The sequence below is a fragment of the Neobacillus sp. DZ-9 genome, assembly GCF_059587065.1.
This window is the reverse complement of sequence record NZ_JCAIOL010000013.1, coordinates 21,150-39,318: the sequence shown is the minus strand read 5'-3', so window position 1 is coordinate 39,318 and position 18,169 is coordinate 21,150. Positions and strand designations below refer to the sequence as shown.

20 protein-coding genes are annotated in these 18,169 nt (G+C 40.1%); 7 read left to right on the top strand and 13 right to left on the bottom strand.

The window, feature by feature from the left end:
• Positions 1-16: 16 nt before the first annotated feature.
• The 8 genes from AC59HZ_RS26585 to AC59HZ_RS26550 form a co-directional block, all read right to left on the bottom strand.
• Positions 17-1,213 carry a thiolase family protein gene (locus tag AC59HZ_RS26585; protein WP_496548776.1) on the bottom strand — a complete coding sequence of 399 codons (1,197 nt, stop codon included), beginning with the start codon at positions 1,211-1,213 and terminating at the stop codon, positions 17-19.
• On the bottom strand, positions 1,206-1,868 hold the full coding sequence (locus AC59HZ_RS26580) for a 3-oxoacid CoA-transferase subunit B (protein WP_496548775.1): 663 nt from the start codon (positions 1,866-1,868) through the stop codon (positions 1,206-1,208). Before AC59HZ_RS26580 ends, AC59HZ_RS26585 begins: the two co-directional genes overlap by 8 nt.
• Positions 1,865-2,548, bottom strand: a complete 684-nt coding sequence (locus tag AC59HZ_RS26575) for a CoA transferase subunit A (RefSeq protein ID WP_496548774.1) — start codon at positions 2,546-2,548, stop codon at positions 1,865-1,867. The genes AC59HZ_RS26580 and AC59HZ_RS26575 overlap by 4 nt, the downstream gene beginning before the upstream one ends.
• Before the next feature lie 217 nt (positions 2,549-2,765).
• A complete protein-coding gene (locus AC59HZ_RS26570; protein ID WP_496548773.1) occupies positions 2,766-4,106 on the bottom strand; it encodes a short-chain fatty acid transporter in 1,341 nt (446 codons plus the stop codon).
• Between the two features lie 265 nt (positions 4,107-4,371).
• On the bottom strand, positions 4,372-4,716 hold the full coding sequence (locus AC59HZ_RS26565; protein WP_496548772.1) for a DUF3870 domain-containing protein: 345 nt from the start codon (positions 4,714-4,716) through the stop codon (positions 4,372-4,374).
• Positions 4,717-4,815: 99 nt separating this feature from the next.
• The gene (locus AC59HZ_RS26560; protein ID WP_496548771.1) at positions 4,816-5,880 is read right to left on the bottom strand and encodes a zinc-dependent alcohol dehydrogenase; all 1,065 of its coding nucleotides are present in this window, start codon (positions 5,878-5,880) and stop codon (positions 4,816-4,818) included.
• Between the two features lie 27 nt (positions 5,881-5,907).
• Positions 5,908-6,585: a cyclase family protein gene (locus AC59HZ_RS26555; RefSeq protein WP_496548770.1), complete on the bottom strand. Its 678-nt coding sequence runs from the start codon at positions 6,583-6,585 to the stop codon at positions 5,908-5,910.
• 2 nt (positions 6,586-6,587) lie between these two features.
• Positions 6,588-7,529: a 3-hydroxyacyl-CoA dehydrogenase NAD-binding domain-containing protein gene (locus AC59HZ_RS26550; RefSeq protein WP_496548769.1), complete on the bottom strand. Its 942-nt coding sequence runs from the start codon at positions 7,527-7,529 to the stop codon at positions 6,588-6,590.
• 659 nt (positions 7,530-8,188) lie between these two features.
• Here AC59HZ_RS26550 and AC59HZ_RS26545 point away from each other — a divergent pair.
• The 4 genes from AC59HZ_RS26545 (at position 8,189) to AC59HZ_RS26530 (ending at position 9,745) form a co-directional block, all read left to right on the top strand.
• Positions 8,189-8,572, top strand: a complete 384-nt coding sequence (locus tag AC59HZ_RS26545; RefSeq protein WP_496548768.1) for a CotD family spore coat protein — start codon at positions 8,189-8,191, stop codon at positions 8,570-8,572.
• Positions 8,573-8,797: 225 nt separating this feature from the next.
• Positions 8,798-8,905: a YjcZ family sporulation protein gene (locus tag AC59HZ_RS26540; RefSeq protein ID WP_496548767.1), complete on the top strand. Its 108-nt coding sequence runs from the start codon at positions 8,798-8,800 to the stop codon at positions 8,903-8,905.
• 33 nt (positions 8,906-8,938) lie between these two features.
• Entirely contained in the window at positions 8,939-9,079 is a 141-nt protein-coding gene (locus tag AC59HZ_RS26535; RefSeq protein WP_496548766.1) for a YjcZ family sporulation protein, read from the top strand.
• A 267-nt stretch (positions 9,080-9,346) separates the two neighbouring features.
• The gene (locus tag AC59HZ_RS26530; protein ID WP_496548765.1) at positions 9,347-9,745 is read left to right on the top strand and encodes a YkvA family protein; all 399 of its coding nucleotides are present in this window, start codon (positions 9,347-9,349) and stop codon (positions 9,743-9,745) included.
• Between the two features lie 160 nt (positions 9,746-9,905).
• Here the strand turns inward: AC59HZ_RS26530 and AC59HZ_RS26525 are convergent, their stop codons facing one another.
• The 4 genes from AC59HZ_RS26525 to modA form a co-directional block, all read right to left on the bottom strand.
• Positions 9,906-10,688: a hypothetical protein gene (locus AC59HZ_RS26525; RefSeq protein ID WP_496548764.1), complete on the bottom strand. Its 783-nt coding sequence runs from the start codon at positions 10,686-10,688 to the stop codon at positions 9,906-9,908.
• 214 nt (positions 10,689-10,902) lie between these two features.
• Positions 10,903-11,043, bottom strand: a complete 141-nt coding sequence (locus tag AC59HZ_RS26520) for a hypothetical protein (RefSeq protein WP_496548763.1) — start codon at positions 11,041-11,043, stop codon at positions 10,903-10,905.
• A gap of 31 nt (positions 11,044-11,074) precedes the next feature.
• Entirely contained in the window at positions 11,075-11,740 is a 666-nt protein-coding gene (gene modB / locus AC59HZ_RS26515) for a molybdate ABC transporter permease subunit (RefSeq protein WP_496548762.1), read from the bottom strand.
• Between the two features lie 6 nt (positions 11,741-11,746).
• Complete coding sequence (modA, locus tag AC59HZ_RS26510; RefSeq protein ID WP_496548761.1) at positions 11,747-12,559, bottom strand: molybdate ABC transporter substrate-binding protein; 813 nt, start codon at positions 12,557-12,559, stop codon at positions 11,747-11,749.
• Positions 12,560-12,713: 154 nt separating this feature from the next.
• Here modA and AC59HZ_RS26505 point away from each other — a divergent pair, with 154 nt between their 5' ends.
• From AC59HZ_RS26505 to AC59HZ_RS26495, 3 genes are all read left to right on the top strand, one after another.
• Entirely contained in the window at positions 12,714-13,649 is a 936-nt protein-coding gene (locus AC59HZ_RS26505; protein WP_496548760.1) for a helix-turn-helix transcriptional regulator, read from the top strand.
• A gap of 489 nt (positions 13,650-14,138) precedes the next feature.
• Complete coding sequence (locus tag AC59HZ_RS26500; protein ID WP_496548759.1) at positions 14,139-15,500, top strand: arsenic transporter; 1,362 nt, start codon at positions 14,139-14,141, stop codon at positions 15,498-15,500.
• Positions 15,501-15,527: 27 nt separating this feature from the next.
• Positions 15,528-16,202, top strand: coding sequence for a YwrJ family protein (locus AC59HZ_RS26495; RefSeq protein WP_496548758.1), 675 nt, complete (start codon positions 15,528-15,530; stop codon positions 16,200-16,202).
• 256 nt (positions 16,203-16,458) lie between these two features.
• Here AC59HZ_RS26495 and AC59HZ_RS26490 read toward each other — a convergent pair whose 3' ends face one another.
• Positions 16,459-17,724 (bottom strand): molybdopterin molybdotransferase MoeA, encoded by a 1,266-nt coding sequence (locus AC59HZ_RS26490; protein WP_496548757.1) that lies wholly within the window; start codon positions 17,722-17,724, stop codon positions 16,459-16,461.
• Positions 17,725-18,169 lie beyond the last annotated feature (445 nt).

Genomic DNA, 18,169 nt, shown 5'->3' with positions numbered 1-18,169 from the left:
CAGCCTGAAACTAAAACTACTTAACCGCCCGGAACAAGGTCGCAATCCCCTGGCCCCCAGCGATACATAAGGTACCAAGTCCCCAAGTTGCTTTTCTTTTTCTCATCGCATGGATGAGTGTGACGCTGATTCTAGCTCCGCTGTTGCCGATCGGATGTCCGAGTGCGATCGCGCCGCCGTTGACGTTGACTTTTTCCAGGGGTAATTCCAACTCTTTCACACAAGCTAGTGCCTGAGCAGCAAAGGCTTCATTTAATTCTACCAAATCCAGGTCATTCAGACTGATATTTGCATTTCTCAGCGCTCGTTTGGTGGCTTCAACCGGGCCAATACCCATACGGTCTGGCTGTACCCCCGAAACGCCGAGCCCCATAATTTCTACTAATGGCTGAAGCTGGTATTTCTCGACAATTTCACCGGAAACGACCATCAGTAAGGAGGCCCCGTCATTTAAACCAGAGGAATTCCCGGCTGTTACCGTTCCATCCTTTTTAAAAGCAGGTTTTAACGCTGCCAGTTTTTCTTGACTCGTCTTCCGTGGATGTTCGTCAACCGAGAAAATCAATGGCTCTCCCTTTTTTCGAAAAATGGAAACAGGGACAATTTCATCCTCAAACTCGCCCTTTTCGATGGCCTCCTCTGCCTTCAGCTGGCTCTCGTACGCAAAGGCATCCTGCTCTTCTCGGGAGATTGCATAGCCTTCCGCTAAATTTTCGGCCGTCAATCCCATCACAAGGCGTCCGTATTTTTCTTCCGGCTGTGAACCAGGCTGGCTTTCCTTATTCGGATCGAGGATTTCTGCATTTCCAGACAGAAATCCATACCTGCCATTGCGGAGATAATAAGGCGCGCAGCTCATACTTTCCACACCGCCGACCACATAGACCTGGCCCGCTCCCGAGCGAATCGCCATATACGCATTATGAATGGCCTGCATCCCGGACCCGCATTGACGGTGAACCGTGTAGCCCGGCAGTGTTTCCGGTAAATTTGCTTTTAGCAGCGCCTTCCGAGCAATATTGGACTGATCCTGGCTTTGTTTCGCCTGGCCAATAATGACTTCGTCAATCATCTCAACAGGAACAAGATTCTTCGCTTTTAAATCTTCAAACAAAGGAACGAGCAGATCATCCGGCTGCACATCCTTCAAGGTTCCTCCGATTTTTCCTACTGCCGTTCTTTGGGCACTCACTACAAAGACTCGATTATCCATTGATCCCCACTCCTTCAATCGCAGACAAAATTTCAAAGTCTGCTTCGGTCTTTGCCTGAACCTCTTCTAAACTGACTCCCGGCATCAGCTCTTTCAAAACCAAACGATCGCGGGCGAACTCAAATACCGCAAGCTCAGTAATGATCATATCTACCTTTCTCAGCGAGGTGATCGGGTACGTACATTTGCGGACGATTTTTGCATCCCCGTTTTTCGCCATATGGTTGGTTGTGACGATGACTTTCTCAGCTCCGCTAAGCAGATCCATCGCACCGCCGACACCCATAATGTTTTTCCCTGGAACCGCCCAGTTCGCAATCAATCCATCTTGATCCACCTGCAGCGCACCGAGAATCGCGACATTGACATGCCCGCCGCGGATCATCGCAAACGACTCCGCGCTATTAAAATAGGATGCTCCAATACTTTCCGAAATCGGAAGCTTGCCGGCATTCACTAAGCTGGGGTCAAAGTCTTCCTCGCTCGTTAATTCAGACACACCGAGCATGCCATTTTCTGTATGAAAATTAACCGAATTGGAATTAACATATTTCGCCACAAGAGTGGGAATCCCAATCCCCAAGTTGACAATCGAGTTCGGCTCTAATTCAGCCGCTGCCCGTTTTGCGATAAGTTCCTGAATCTCTTTACTCATTTGGATACCACTCCTTCTTTTTGTAAAATTAATTTACTTTCCACGATGGCATCCACGAATAGATGTGAGGTCACAATCTCTTCCGGTGACAGCTCGCCGGCCTCGACAATCTCATCTACTTCCGCAATTACATAATCAGCGGCTGTTGCCATTAATGGATTAAAATTTCGAGCTGTCTTGTAATACACTAAGTTGCCTAGCGTATCGGCTTTCGCAGCCTTCACCAAAGCGACGTTGGCTTTTAACGGAAACTCGAACACATAAAGCTCCCCATTGATTTCCCGCACTTCTTTTCCTTTTGCCAACTGGGTACCTGCGCTTGTTTTTGTATAATAGCCGCCAATCCCGGCTCCGCCGGCCCGAATCGATTCGGACATCGTCCCTTGCGGCATCAGTTGAATTTCCAGCTTCCCTTGGTTGTAAAAGTCGCCAACTTCACGATTACTTGTAAAATATGAACCGATTGCCTTTTTAATCTTTCCTTGGCGCAATAAGATCCCAAGACCCCGGCCAGGTTCGCCGAGGTTATTGCTGATGACACTTAACTGGTTGACATCGTGCCGCGTCAGCTCATCAACTAACGTTAACGGGGCTCCGACAAGTCCGAATCCGCCGACCATAATCGTGTCACCCGATTGGATTTTTTGAATGACTTCTTCTACTTGCTTCACTTTTTGCATGATCATCATCCTCCCTTTAATGAAAACAAAAAACCCAGCCATCCCAAAAGAACACGCAATAAACGCGATTCTTTTGGAAAGACTGGGCCATCTCATTTTAAGAAAACGGGTTTAGCGTTTTCACCATGTAGATTTCAACTTTCCATCATCACAATCAGTTTCTCTGATCAGAATTTTCTATTATTATATCATATCTTTCTCAGCTACTATACGGTGTTTAACCCATATACCCCCAAATAAGAAGGGCACCGGCGTATACAATCCCAATCCAGAACATCATGACAACGGTATAGCCCATTACATCCTTTAACTTCAGGCCAGATAACGCAAGGGCCGGTAAAATCCAGAACGGCTGAACCAGGTCGTTCCAGGCATTCCCGAGCATAACCGACATCGATGTCTGGCTGATAGATGCCCCTAATTCCTTTGCGGCGTCAATCATGAACGGCCCTTGGACAACCCAGTGTCCGCCGCCGGACGGTGCAAAGAAGTTAATAAAGAAAGAGCTGATCAATCCCCATAACGGCAGGGTATGAGCGGTTGAAAATTGAACGAACCAATGAGCAATCGTATCCACTAATCCAGAGCCGGCCATGATGGCCATAATCCCAGCGTAGAAAGGATATTGAAGAATGATACCAGAAATCGTTTTGATTCCATCATTTAAACTTGCCACATATTTAGCAGGCGTTCCCAACAGAATGATCCCAAGGAAAAGAATAATGAAGTTAATCATGTTGAGATCCAATTTTCCGCCTTTGGTAAAATAAGACACCACATAGACAATACCAAGAACACCAATAACAAGGGATAGCACACGGCTATTGTTTAGTTTCGTAGCAATCGTTTTATCCTCAAGTAGAACCTCGGCAGAAGCTGCCGCCACTTGTTCCTTAGCGGAAACATCAGGACTGAATTCAATTATGTTCTCTTTCCTTTTTGGATGGAGCCAGGAATTTAAAAGCGGTAACGTGATAATAACAATTAAACTAGTAATTAACATTGGTGCTGAAAAAATAGTGTCTGCCAATGGCACTACACCCATCGCCTTTTCCATTGGATGTCCGGCCGTTGAGATTAACACCGGAATACTCGCTGATAAACCTAATCCATACAATGTGAACCCGCTATAGGCGGCAGCGATGATGAGCGGATAATGAATCCCTTTGATCTTTAGTGCGAATTTTTTGGCGATAATCCCGCCGATGACTAAACCAAATCCCCAGTTTAGATAACTCCCAATTCCACCGACAAGTGTCGCGACAATAATGGCGGTTCTCGGTGTATGGACAAGCGACACGATCTTGTTTAAAAACCGGTCAATAATCGGTGCCTGTGCCAGCACATAACCCATGGCCAGAATAACCGCCATCTGGGTGGTGAACATTAATAGATTCCAGAAGCCTGAACCCCAGCTCGTTGTAGCGGCAATGAACCCCTGTCCTTCAACCAGCATGGCTAAGATAATCGTTAAGATGGTCAATCCGATTGCAAACACAAACGGATCCGGCAGATATTTCCTCATGAGATTGGTAAAAAATCCAGTAATTTTCTCCACAGTTACGCCCCCTTAAATTAATATTCCCCTTCGTTAACGCTTACATTTATCACTAATGAATGCTGCCCACCTCCGCTTTTTCGAAAAACAAAAAATACCCAGCCGCCAAAAGGAATAAGAAAACAGAACGGTTTCCTTATCATCTCTTGGAAAAGCTAGGTATTCTTAATTTAACGTGGAATGGGTGATTCCATCATTAAGAAGATGCTTTTCTTCGTTACTCATTTATAAAAAAAATATAATCCTACTCGCGAAAAATGTCAAACTATTTTTTATTTTCTAACTGACTTATTTTTTCAAAATACCTTTTATGCGCTGCCTTCAAGGCCACAATAACAGAATTCGTTGACGGAGCAAAATAATGGGATTCAATCCGGTGAACAAGCTCGTCGACTCCATTCGATAACTTGTACCCGACAATAAGCCGCTTGATAAAATCCTTAGCCAGTTCAGTCACAAAGGTAAACTCCACATTCACAATCGTATGGTTACTCGGATCAATTTCAAGGACAATCCCAGCATGCTTATAAATCTCGAACATTGCACTTCCTGTTGGTGCCTTAGCATAGGCAGTTACTAGTACCGTATTCATATCGTGTTGTGTATTCAAAACCTGATCCTCCTACCCTTTTTATTATTATTTTACTAGAGTTTGTAAACCCATTCAATGGTCTAGGATGCATGGGTAGGCGCCTTGGAATATGTCGAATTATCTCGGCTTTAAGATTACTTTTACACTTTCCTTTTTGACACCGGCCTCAAACCCCTCCACTGCCGCCTCAAGTGGAAGGACATGTGAAACCAGCTTCAAATACGGGAATTTCCCTGAAGCTGCCATTGAAATGGTCCGCTTTAAGGTTTGTTCCGTTACACCGTAAACCCCTTTTACCGTTACTTCACCGCGGACAATTTCATTGGATGGAAGAACCGTTTCCTTCGCTGAAATACCAACTAAGAGCAGTTCACCGCCCTTTGTACACATTCTAACGCCTGATACGAGCGATTGGTGGAAGCCGCTTGTTTCAAACACATGATTGACTCCCTCGCCACTGGTCAGTCTCGAAACCACCTCGACATCGTTCTCTGAATCCGCATAAACAATATCCGTTGCCCCTAGTTCCTTAGCCAGCTGGAGCCGGTCTTCATCGACAGTAAGGCCCGTGACAATCAGCTTTTTTAATCCATAATTTGATAGGGAAGCAATTAAAGATAGACCGATCGGCCCTGGCCCAATCACCACAGCGGTATCCCCAGGTAAAATCTCTGCCCGCTCCAGCGCCCGGACACCAATGCCAAGTGCCTCCAGCATGCCCGCCACCTCGATCGGCATGGTATCCGGAATCGGTAATACATTCTTATAATGAATGGCCGCATACTCTGCCATTCCGCCATTCTGCCGGAATCCATATTGCAGCGATTTAGCCGGAACCTTGTCCATCGCACCTTTTCCGTGGTCACAAAGATTGGTTCTTCCCTTTTGACAATTGGTACACTCGCCACATGCAACATATGGATTGATGATGACACGGCTCCCTAGCAGCTGCTCATGATCTTGATTATTCACTCCGACAACCGTTCCGGCAAATTCATGACCGAGAATCACAGGAGTCGGTACCCACTCATACGCCTGCATACCCTCATACATATGAAGGTCGCTTCCGCAAATGCTGACTGCCTCTACCTTCACAAGCACTTCATTTTCTTTTAATATAGGACATTCTACCTCTTTTACCTCGACTCCATGCTCTCTCGAAGCTTTGACAACCGCTTTCATTTTTCCACACCTTCCCCTCAAGATTTTTTACCATTCCTCAACAGCAAGTGCCCGGATTGGAGAGCCTGTTAACCCTTTTAGATTTAAAGGTGTCCCGATAAAATAAAAATGCTTTTTCGATAGCTTATCAAGATGAACGATATTCTCCATAATCAAGATATTGCGGCTAAGAAGCGCCAAATGGACATCCCGTTTCATATTTTCATTGATATCGGCATTCGGCAAATCAACGCCGATCGCTTTTAGTTTCTTCTCTACCACCCACTCACCTACCGATGGCGCAAGAGATTTACATTCATGGAATCCTTCCCCGTTCCATTCACCCGGCCAGCACCGGAACAGAATAATACTATTCTCTTTAATAGTAAGCTGATCCCTTTCCACGACCATTTCTACCATTTCACGGGTAACCGGTTCACTTGGCTCTTTATCAGAAACATCAATCACAACTGCCTCTCCCATCGTCGCATCAATGGGAATCTGTTCAATCGTTAAGCCATCCTTAAAGAAATGATACGGAGCATCCATATGGGTGCCACTATGGTCTGACATCATAAAAATTTTACTGGCATACCCTTCACATGGGGCGGTGTATCTTGGTTTTGAAAAATCGTGAGTAATATGATCCATCATCACCACTTTGGGGTGGGATGGAAAAGACACCAATCCGTCATATAACAATACTGATAAATCTACAATTTTCATGATTACTGTACTCCTCTTTTTAAAAATTGGATTAATGTTAGCAGCTGACTATTTTTACTTTCGATGGATTCCACTTGATTATGAGTGGACCAATCATAAAAACCTTTCCCCGTCTTCAATCCTAATTCGCCGTTGGCTACTTTTTCGGAAAGCAGGCGAGATGGTTCTGTTCGATTCTCCAAATCCTTATAAAGATAGGAGGCAATATCATGATGGACATCCAGTCCATTCAAGTCACGCTGCTCCAGCGGCCCGGTAAACAACAGCCGGACCCCCAGGCTCCAGCGGACGACTTTATCAATTTCCTCCGCACTGGAAATTCCTTCTTCCAGCAGGGATATTGCCTCTCTTGCCATGGCGTGTTGAATCCGGTTTCCAATAAATCCAGGGATGTCTTTTCGGATTAACACCGGCTCTTTGCCAATCGCCTTGAAAAATTCCATCACCACTTCACAAACTTCATCCGTCGTTTCCTCCCCGCGGATGACTTCCACTAACGGAATAATCGCCGCCGGCATAAAAAAGTGTGTTCCTATAAAGCGATCCCGTCTTTTTAGATTCTCACTAATTTTGTTTATTGATATTCCCGATGTGTTCGTTGCGAAAATGGTGTCTCTCCCGCAAATCGCTTCAAGCTTCTGAAAGAGAGATTGCTTTAATTCTAGTACTTCAGGAATGGCTTCAATCACCATCCAAGAATCTTTTGCGTCCTCAAGCCGATCCGAAACAGAAATACGGCCAAGAGCCTTATCGATTTCGGCCTCGGTAATAAAATGAAATTCCTTAAAGACAGCAAACTGCTCCTGAATTTTTTCCTTTGCCGCCGAAAGCACCGAGATATTTTGCTCAATCACGTGAACGCTTACATCAAACTGCGCTAACAGCTGTGCAATTCCCCTGCCCATGGTCCCTGCACCAATGATGGTAATCTTTTTCGCTTCCACCAATCATTCCTCCTTGCCTGATAAAATAAAAAAACCCAGCTTCCATAAAATATAAGAACGGCAAAAAGTTCTTATATTTCAATGGAAAAGCTAGGTATTCTTAAATTCTATGAAATGGGTAATTTCACCATTAAGAAGATGCTTCTCTTTATTACAATCACTATATTTTCAACTTTCTCACTATTATGATATTGCGATTTGATAGTGACGTCAATAAATAAGAAGAGGTTTTTTTACTGAAAAGCCCACAGGGACGTTTCCCATGATTCAAAAAAGCCATGAGAACCGTCCCCTGGTCAGCATTTGATCATCTTTCAATACGGATATAGATAATTAATAAATATCCCTCAAAATCAGGCTTAACCATGGATTATATAACTTAGCTATATGCATACGATAGAGTGTAGCCGATATAACCATATCCTTTGTTTAGATATAGAGAAAAGTAACCTCAAACAAAAAAGCCCCTGACAAGGGCTTTTTTTTATTGCACTTTTTAAATAAACGACTGTTTTGCTCCAACAATGATTAACAAGGTAAAAGTGTGCATCATTTTTTAATTCATTTCTAATTGTAAAATAGGTACTCAACTAGTCCACAGAAGCTGAATTTGAATAGACTAATGATGTACCAAGACAATTTCAGATGGAGGTCATTTAATGATGAAAAGAAATATTGGATATGGTGGTTTTCCTTCTAATATTCCATCAAACATTCCACCAAATATAATGCCTGGTCAAATTGCTCCTGCACAATATTGCCCACCACCACCATGCCCACCTCAATACTGTCCGCCTCAAGTGTTTCCAGCTCAGTATGATCCGCCTTTAGTTTCACCGGGGCAGCAATATGTTAAAACAAATATATTTAATAAAGTAGTAACACATTTACATCCATCTCATACAACAACAGTTAACAAGCTTAATATTAATCATCAACATTATTTTCCACACACAGAATCATGTGTAAATGAATGCTGTGAAACACACACAATGTGCGGTGTACCAGTTAATCCATGTTGTCCATCGCCATTTGGATTCTAGATTCTTTACCCCCTTATCAGGGGGTATTTTTTTAACAAATAAAAAGCAATTTCATATTTTTAATTTAACTAAGCACTCTTAGCGTTAAGGAGCCCTTTTTTCGCTACATTATGCAGTCCCTTGTAATGAATAGTAAAGATTGGGCTTTTGTATTTCAAAAAAGCCCTGACACCTTTTAGATTTCATCATATTTTGTATTGAATAGATGTTAAAGGAGGTTATTAAATGGACGGTGTAGGAGCTGGCGGTGGTTTCGCATTAGTAGTTGTATTGTTTATCCTTCTTATTATTATAGGAGCGTCCTTTATGGGCGGAGGATTTGGCGGTTATTAATTAAATAATAATCGCTAAAAGGAGGGGAAATTTATGTTCGGTTATGGAGGATTTGGCGGCTGTGGCTGTGGTGGTTTCGGTTACGGTGGCGGCTTTGGTTATGGCGGCGGTTTTGCTTTAATCGTTGTCTTGTTTATTTTGTTAATTATCATTGGTGCAACTGCCTTTTATTAAAAAGAAGCATCCAACTTAATTTTTTCCAAATAAAAAAGCCCTTGTTTTTAGGGCTTTTTTATCTGGCATTAATGTACCGAACGCATAATAAAGTACTGAGGGCGTATAGTCCCCCCTAAAATAGTGCATATACATAAATTCTATATTTTGAAGGGGTATTCCTTTATTGAACTGAACTGCACCCTTATTTGAGCCATCACTAACCCAAAAATTGTTTCAACTCGCTCCTATCTTACTTTATAATCATTACTAATAAGGGGGAGTTAGATGGAACAAGAAAATACTTTAACAAAATTAAAAAGCTACGCAAGAAAACTAAAACAAAATTTATTTGTTCTTTATTTATCATACAAAGATAATAGAGTACCTTGGTTCGCTAAATTGGTTGCTATTTGTGTAGTTGCTTATGCTTTTAGTCCTATCGATTTGATCCCTGACTTCATTCCTGTATTGGGTTATCTCGACGACCTCATTATTGTTCCGCTGGGCATTTCACTGGCACTAAAACTAATACCACCTTACATTATTAAAGAAAACAGAGAAAAGGCTGAAGAAATTAGGAAAAATGGTAAACCAAAAAACTGGTTTGTTGCCGTACTATTCCTTCTGATTTGGATTTTACTTGCGTTTTGGGTTGGTAAATTATTATACGGTATATATCATTGAAAATAATTATTAAATAACATTTAGGGATATGCTTCTTTGCATATCCCTTCTTATATAGATGGTCCTTTTTCAGCATCGTGGGAATGCTGAAGCGTCACCACGATACTGTTAAGATTGGTACAGAGGCATAAACCGACCTATATGGCCCATTAGAGCTCGTTCATGCTCCACTTTGAAATAATGCACTCATATTAGCTTTTTCACATTGCAAAGGATCAATTGTTGGAGCATCAGGAATAATAGGAGCCATGAGGTTTCCTTCAATATTACTGTGACCTGAATCAGATCCAAACATATCAATATAAGGACCCGTAGGATCATTAGATTCAAATGTATTTCCAATTAATTCAGTGAACAAAACATGTCCTGCTTCATGTGCAAATGCAAAAGGAGTGTTTAAAGCCCCGTTGGTCAATGCAATAGCTCCGTAGAGAATGTATTCTGGTAAACCGTTTACTAAAAATGTGTCAAAAATGATGCTGGCATGACCTATCGTGAATCCATCTGAAAAAGCACCCCCACTTGTATACACAACCCAAATGCCAGTCGGATCACTAACTTGTTGTTGAGCGTTCCGAATTAATACTTCCAATGGTTCTCCTGGTGTAAATGGTGTTGGAACAGTAGATATTCCAGTAGCATTTATTGTTTCTCCTACTTCAATAATTGGCTGTGGAATAAAGGATATATTACATTGACTCCATATCTGATTAGCTGAAGCAATGTCTCGAGCAAATCTTTCCTGCCTTCCATTGGTATCACTTGGCAGAGAACCACTGGTAAAAACTGCAAAAACATTTACAGGAGGATCATTTGGTTGTTGTAGTTGTGGTGATTGTTGATTTTGATTTCTAAATCTGCGATTTTGGTTGGTATTAATCAACTCTTTATTTATCCAAATGCTAGATTCTCCATAGTTATTCCTAGATTTCCTTTTATTCAAAATTTATCCCCTCCTTCGTTATAGAACTGTAATAAACTATGACAATAAACTCCGATTAGCTTGTACAAATGTCCGAGTTTAAATGTTTTTCACCCTTAAAATGTTCAATTTTCAATACTCCTTTCATGGATACCCATTATACGATTAAACGTTCGAATTAAAAAAAGCGATGCCTTATTTAAGCATCGCCCGCGATCGTTATGAATGAAAGAATTTAAACCTGCTGAAGTTCCGTTACTTCTACAAGTACTATGTTAGATTTTTCAAATTGTCTTACTTCACAATATCCACTTTCATATAACCATTGAACAATAAATTTTTCCCCATTGTAAACAACTACATCACCAATTTTCAACTTATATCCCCCCTAGTAAAGGACCAAAACACTATTTCTTATAGGAATTAATTAGATGTACACCTATTAGCATCAAAAATGAAATAGCTATAATACTCATTACCCATAACCACGCCAACTCCATTTTGCCTGAATCAATGGCCACATAAATAGCTGTTGGAATCGTTTGGGTTTTCCCAGGGATGTTTCCAGCGAACATTAAAGTGGCTCCAAACTCACCTAGAGCTCTGGCAAAACTTAAAATTGTACCTGAAATAATCGCTCTAAGAGCAAGCGGAATGGAAATGAACAAGAATAACTTGAATTCACTTGCCCCGTCTACACGAGCTGCATCTTCAATATCCTTATCAACCGCTTCAAATCCTGTCTTCGCAGTTTGATACATAAGGGGGAATGCAACAACAGTGGACGCAATTACAGCCGCCCACCATGTAAACATCACAGGCTGATTAAAGAGCCACTCAATCCAATAGCCTGCTAGACTATTCCGTCCGAAAATAATAATTAACAAGAAACCAACGACAGTAGGAGGTAAAACTAACGGCAAAAGAAAAATCGTCTCAACAAGAACCTTCCCTCTAAATTTCTTATGAGCGAATACCTTTCCAAAAAACAAGCCTAAAATAAATACCCATATTACTGAAACAGATGCAATCTCAATGGATAGTTCGACAGGTGACCAAAAGCTGGTTGCCATTTTTCACTATTTTAACTTTTTAAATCCATACTTTTCTAACGTCTTCATTGATTGGTCATTTTGAAGATAATCGTAGAATAGTTTGGCTTCTTTTGTATGGGTACTACTTTTGATCACGCCTACTGGATAGATAATCGGATCGTGTGCGTCTTCCTTTGCAGTAGCAACAATTTCAACCTTTTGAGAAGTTAATGCATCTGTCTTATATACAATACCTGCGTCAACATTGTTCGTCTCGACATAAGTAAGCACTTGTCGAACATCTTTTCCAAATACCACTTTTCCTTCAATTGCTTTCCAAACATTTAACTTATCCAGGGTCTGCTTACCATATTGTCCCGCTGGAACAGACTCGGGAGTACCAAGTGCTACCTTATCAGCTTTTCCAAGGTCTTCGAAGGTTTTAATTCCTTTATTTGAATCCTTTGGTACTACCAAGACAAGATCGTTACCTACTAAATCTGTTCCGTTTTTCTCTTCAATAAGGCCATCTTGTACTAATTTTTGAAATTTGTCCTCAGCAGCAGAAAAGAACAGATCGACAGGTGCTCCCTGAGAAATTTGCTGCTGAAGTGCCCCAGAAGCTCCGAAGTTAAAGTTTAACGTTACATTAGGATGTTCTTTTTCAAAATCTGCTTTAATATCCGTTAAGGCATCCTGCAAACTTGCTGCAGCCGAAACCGTCAATTCCACTTTCTTTTCAGAAGCTGCTTGTTTCTGTTCTTCTGGTTTTTTCGTTTCTTCTTTTGTTGCACATCCAGATAAGGCTAATAAAAATAGCATCATTGTGAAAAATAAAAGGTTTAATTTTTTCATCATACTCTCCCTTTCAAACTAATTATAACTACATATAACTCATTATAATTAGATATATTTAAAATGAATAGAATAAATATCACATTTTGCCATTTTTTTATAGAGAATTTACTTTTATTCAATGAAGTAAGTTAAAATAAAAGATGGAGGGATATATATGTCAAAGGAGCTTTCCTATACCATTGAAGAGGTTTCACAGCTTTTAAAAGTATCGAAATTAACCCTTTATGACCTTGTAAAAAAAGGTGAGCTGCCAGTATTTCGTGTAGGAAGACAGATGAGAATTGATGCAAAAGACTTGGATAATTATATAAAAAGTCATAAAACGAATCAGGATCCTTCTCCTACACCCCCTGTTATGGATCTCCACAAAAATGGAACAAAGGATTCACTAAACATTGTCATTAGTGGACAAGACATCGTTTTAGATATTCTAGGGAAACACATTGAGAAAAATTCATCCTTTAAATCATTGAGATCTTTTACTGGAAGTCTAAATAGCCTTATCTCTATGTATCATGGAGAAGGTGACATCGTTAGCTTGCATTTGTTTGATGGGGATACAGGCGAGTATAACCTGCCGTACGTAAAAAAAATTATGGTGAGTAATCCTTTTATTTTGATCAATCTTCTTTCAAGAAAAGCTGGTATATACGTAAAAAAAGGAAACCCAATAAACATCACCTCTTGGGCTGATTTAAACCGAAATGATGTGAAAATCATTAACAGAGAGAAGGGGTCAGGAGCAAGGATTCTTCTTGATGAACAGCTTAGAATCAACAAGATTCCCTTTAGAAGCATTAAGGGGTATGAACATGAAGAAACCAACCACTTAAGTGTTGCTTCAGCGGTCTCTACTGGAATAGCAGATGTTGGAGTCGGAATTGAAAAAGCGGCTAAAATAGTTGGGATCGATTTTGTTCCATTAATTACAGAACGGTATGACCTGATTATATTAAAAACCCCTAAAACCGAAGGACTAATAAGTTCTGTAAAAGCGATTCTTTCTTCTCGGCAATTTCAGTCAGAAGTAAACTCATTAGGAGATTACGATACCTCACAGACAGGAAAAATTATATACGAGACATACTAAAAGAAGGCTTCTAACATTTCTAAAGGGTTCCTTTTTGAGGTTCTTTTCTAAAAATTCGTGCCGAAACTTTAAGTGAAATTCTCCACAAACTCCTTCATAATTTAACTGGAATATAGACCATTCTCATAAAACCAAAAGTGGTTGTTTAAATAAGTTTATATAGTATTTTGCGGAGCTTACTTTGGCTTCGCTTTTTTTTTGCTATTTGTACTAACCTTTATATTCTCACTAAGGATTAACTCTTCTTTCAAACATCCTTTCTATCTTGAAAGATGTAATCACTATTCAAATATTATTTAGACTCTAGTTGATTTTATTGAAAAACGGGTACAAACCCAAAGCCTGTCTCTATCGTGATACATATAGATATAGCACAACTACACAAGAGGGATAGATGGAAGGGAGGGACATAAGCGGAATCAGGGCAAATGGAGGTAATGTCGTATCAGGAAACATCCTGAATTACCAGCTTAAAGAAAGGAGATTTATATGGTTCATTTAACCGTTTGGATAACCATTATCACTTTTGTGGTTACCCTCGGATTTATTCTTTGGAGACCAAGAGGCATTAATGAAGCTATTCCTGCAGCAATCGGTGCGATTATTGTCGTGCTAAGTGGAAGTGTTACATTAACTGACCTTGGTATCATTGCAGACACCATCAGTGGTGCCGCCATTACGATTATGGCAACGATTGTCATGGCAATCGTATTAGAAAGCTTTGGTTTCTTTAATTGGGTGGCGGAAAAACTCGCTGCCAAGGCAAAGGGGTCGGGGATTCGCTTATTCTGGTATGTGAATCTTTTATGCTTTCTTATGACACTCTTTTTCAATAACGATGGAAGTATCTTAATCACAACCCCTATCCTAGTCATGTTGTTAAATAACATGGGCTTAAAAAACAAACAAAAAATTCCCTATTTGCTATCAGGCGGATTGATCGCTACCGCTTCGAGTGCTCCCATAGGGGTTAGCAATATCGTAAACCTAATCGCCTTAAAAATCGTCCATATGAGTCTGTACTTGCATACGGCGATGATGTTCGTACCCGCAACGCTAGGGCTGCTCCTGCTGGTCGGACTTTTGTTTCTCAGATTTTACAAAGTCTTACCCAAAACCATTCCAACGAATCTAGATGGCTTGTCGCTTAAATCTTATCATCCACTGAAGCAAACCATTCAGCATAAATCAGAAAAAGATCGTTCAAGATTTATGAGAAATGTTCTATTGTTCGTATTTGCTGTCCGTGTAAGTCTCTTTGTCGCTTCGTTTGTGAATATTCCTGTACCTCTAATGGCTGTCATTGGTTCACTTATCCTCTTAGGCTGGAGATGGGCATATTTAAAAATATCCCCTGCCGATATGCTGAAAAAAACGCCGTGGTACATCATCGTGTTCGCCTTTTGTATGTATACCATCATATACGGTCTCAATAACATTGGTTTAACGGACTGGTTGATTGGATTCATTGAACCAATTGTTTCCGGAAGTCTGTTGCATTCAAGTATCGTGATGGGTGTGCTACTATCCGTTCTCTCCAATATTTTTAATAATCACCCCGCTCTGATGATCGGAACACTCACATTAACTCATATGAATCTAAGTTTACTTGAATTGAAAATTGCCTATCTGGCAAACGTAATTGGCAGCGATATGGGATCGTTACTCCTTCCTATGGGAACATTGGCCACGTTGATGTGGATGCACATTCTTAGAAAAGGAAAAGTCATGATTAGTTGGTTAGAGTACGTAAAAGTAACAATCGTTGTGATTCCTCCTACTGTGTTATTCACATTAGTCGTTTTATATTATTGGGTTTCAACGCTTTTTGGCGGCGTACTTCAACGATAAAATAATTTAAAGAAAAGGAGATTTAAGATGCTAATTGATTTGGTTGATTTAATTGGAAAAGATATTGAGGTGGAACTTTCAGGTGGGAAATTTCACAAGGGAACACTGCTGGATAGCGGATTGGACATCATTGTCGTGTACGATGCTAAAAACCATTCGTTTCTTTATATCCCCTTTACCCATGTTCAAAGGTTAAAAGAAACGATTTTAGATGAAGAATATACCTCTAATGAACCTCTTTCAGAAAAACCAATTGACACGGATGTGATTTCTTTTCGAAAAGCATTAACCTATGCGAAAGGGATGTTTGTCCAGGTTTATGTGTCAGCGAATAAATCCATTTATGGCTATGTAACGAGCATTATGAATGACTATTTTGTCCTTCAGTCCCCTGTTTACAAAACCCTGTTTATATCGATGAATCATGTGAAATGGCTCATTCCATGTCCACCAAAAACGACTCCATATTCCTTAAAGAGCGAAAAACAGGACACTATGACTAAATCAGCTCCATTATCCAGATCTTTTGATGAACAATTGAAAAAGTTTGAAAATCAGCTAGTGGTTATAGATGGTGGAGACAACAATGAAAAAGTTGGCTTACTTCATAAGATTGGGAATAACAAAATAACGCTTATCACGGCTGAAAGTGAAATCGTGATTCGGAACTTAGAGCACATTAAGACGGTACAATTTACCTAATAAGAAAAAGAAAAGTGGGTGAACTTCATTGAATTGCAAAAAACAAAAAGAATAATCCATCCTGTTTTCGCCGACGAGGATGGATTACTCAAACACTTCTAAAGTTGTATTTAAGACCGTGTGCTCTGGAGCCATGGTCTTTTTATGGTGTACCACCTAATGTTAGATTATGTTGTGTGGTTTTATTTTGTTCAAGGTAATAATAAATTTCCCTCACATTTTTCTTCTCCAACTACTTGTAAACTACTCTAGCTCTTTACCACGGCCACTCGCTGCCTTCAACATCTTCAAGAAGCAGTACATCAACTGCGGAACCCGCTTTGAAACCTGTCGGCCCACCTGGCAGCACCATTAAAACATTTGCTGTTGCTAGGGTTGAAACCATACTTGATTTATCAAATCCACTTGGAACGACTTGTAACCCCATATCGCCAAAAGATAGATAACTTCGAACAAAACGAGCAAATGAATTTGAAGTTGTAACATCAGCTTGTAAAATGGCTCTTGCTTTTTTTAAATGAGGCGTTTTTGAGCCAAATAATGTTTTAATTATGGGTCTTACAAAAAGTTCAAAGCCAACATAACAAGCTGAAGGATTCCCAGAAAGACCAAACAATAATTTACCGTTCAATTCAGCAACGGTCGTGACACTTCCTGGCCGCATAGCAATTTTGTTGAATACTACACGTGCACCAAGCTTTTCATAAATGGCAGGTAAATAATCGAAGTCACCAACCGATACACCGCCTGTTGTGATCAATATATCTACTTGGTCGATTGCATTTGAAATAGCTTTATAGCAGTCTTCGAAATTGTCGGCTAACTTTCCAAAGGAATAAGGAATAGCACCAACACGTTCAATTTGTGCATGCACCATATGGGCATTACTATTCCGAATTTTCCCAGGTTCAAGTTCCTCATGAACATCTAAAAGTTCAGTTCCTGTTGCATAAATGCCAATACGTGGTTTTTTTACAACTTTAACTTGATGATAACCAAATGTCGCAAGTAACGCTTGAACACCAGGGTTAATATAGGTGCCTTTCGGTACTAATACATTTCCTTTTTTTACATCTTCACCTTTAAATGATACATTGTCACCGGGTTGAAAAGACCGTTCTATGGACATGTATTTTTTTCCGTCAATCTCAAATTCCTTTGTTACCTCAAGTAAGACAACAGTATCACAGAGATCTGGCATTTGTGCACCTGTCATAATACGGACTGCTTGAAACGGTTTCACTTCTTTCGTTACAACATGACCAGCACCGATTTCTTCAATGACCTCAAAAACAACAGGATCGTGACAGCTTGCTGTTTGTGAATCTTTTGAACAAATCGCAAAACCATCATAGCCAGAACGATCAAAATGAGGGACATCATGGTCGGCTATTAAATCTTCGCTTAAGTACCGTCCAAAAGCTTGCTCAAGCTTTACTTCTTCCACTTCTCCAAAACGAGCAAGTTTCATAACTTTTTCAACTGCTTCTCCAACTTGAATGGGGGTTCTTATTTCTACCATGATCAATTCTTCCTTTTCTAAATGGAGTAAATTCCTAAAACACCCAGAATATTATGATTAGATATATTTGATTATAACAAATTATAACAAGCAATAATCGAACAATATTTCCCTTAACATACATAAGCATCCAAAGTTTGGTAATAAATAAGGTGAAAATTTTGATTAAGGGAGCTACCCAGAAAAAACTTGCTACCATCTTTTTTATGGCTGTTGGAGCTGGAATACTCACCACCATTTATACTTCAATACTCTTCCTTTATGTTTATAAAATTAACCAAAAAGTAAATAAGCTAATAAAGCGCTAGGTACATAAAATTACTTGTGTTTTACTATTTTCTTTTTCTACTCCCCTGCCTCGTTAGTAAAACAAAAGAAATGACCGCCGCAGCGATCATTTCTTTTACTCTTAAAATTCTTCCCTATTCATTATTTATTTTGGTTT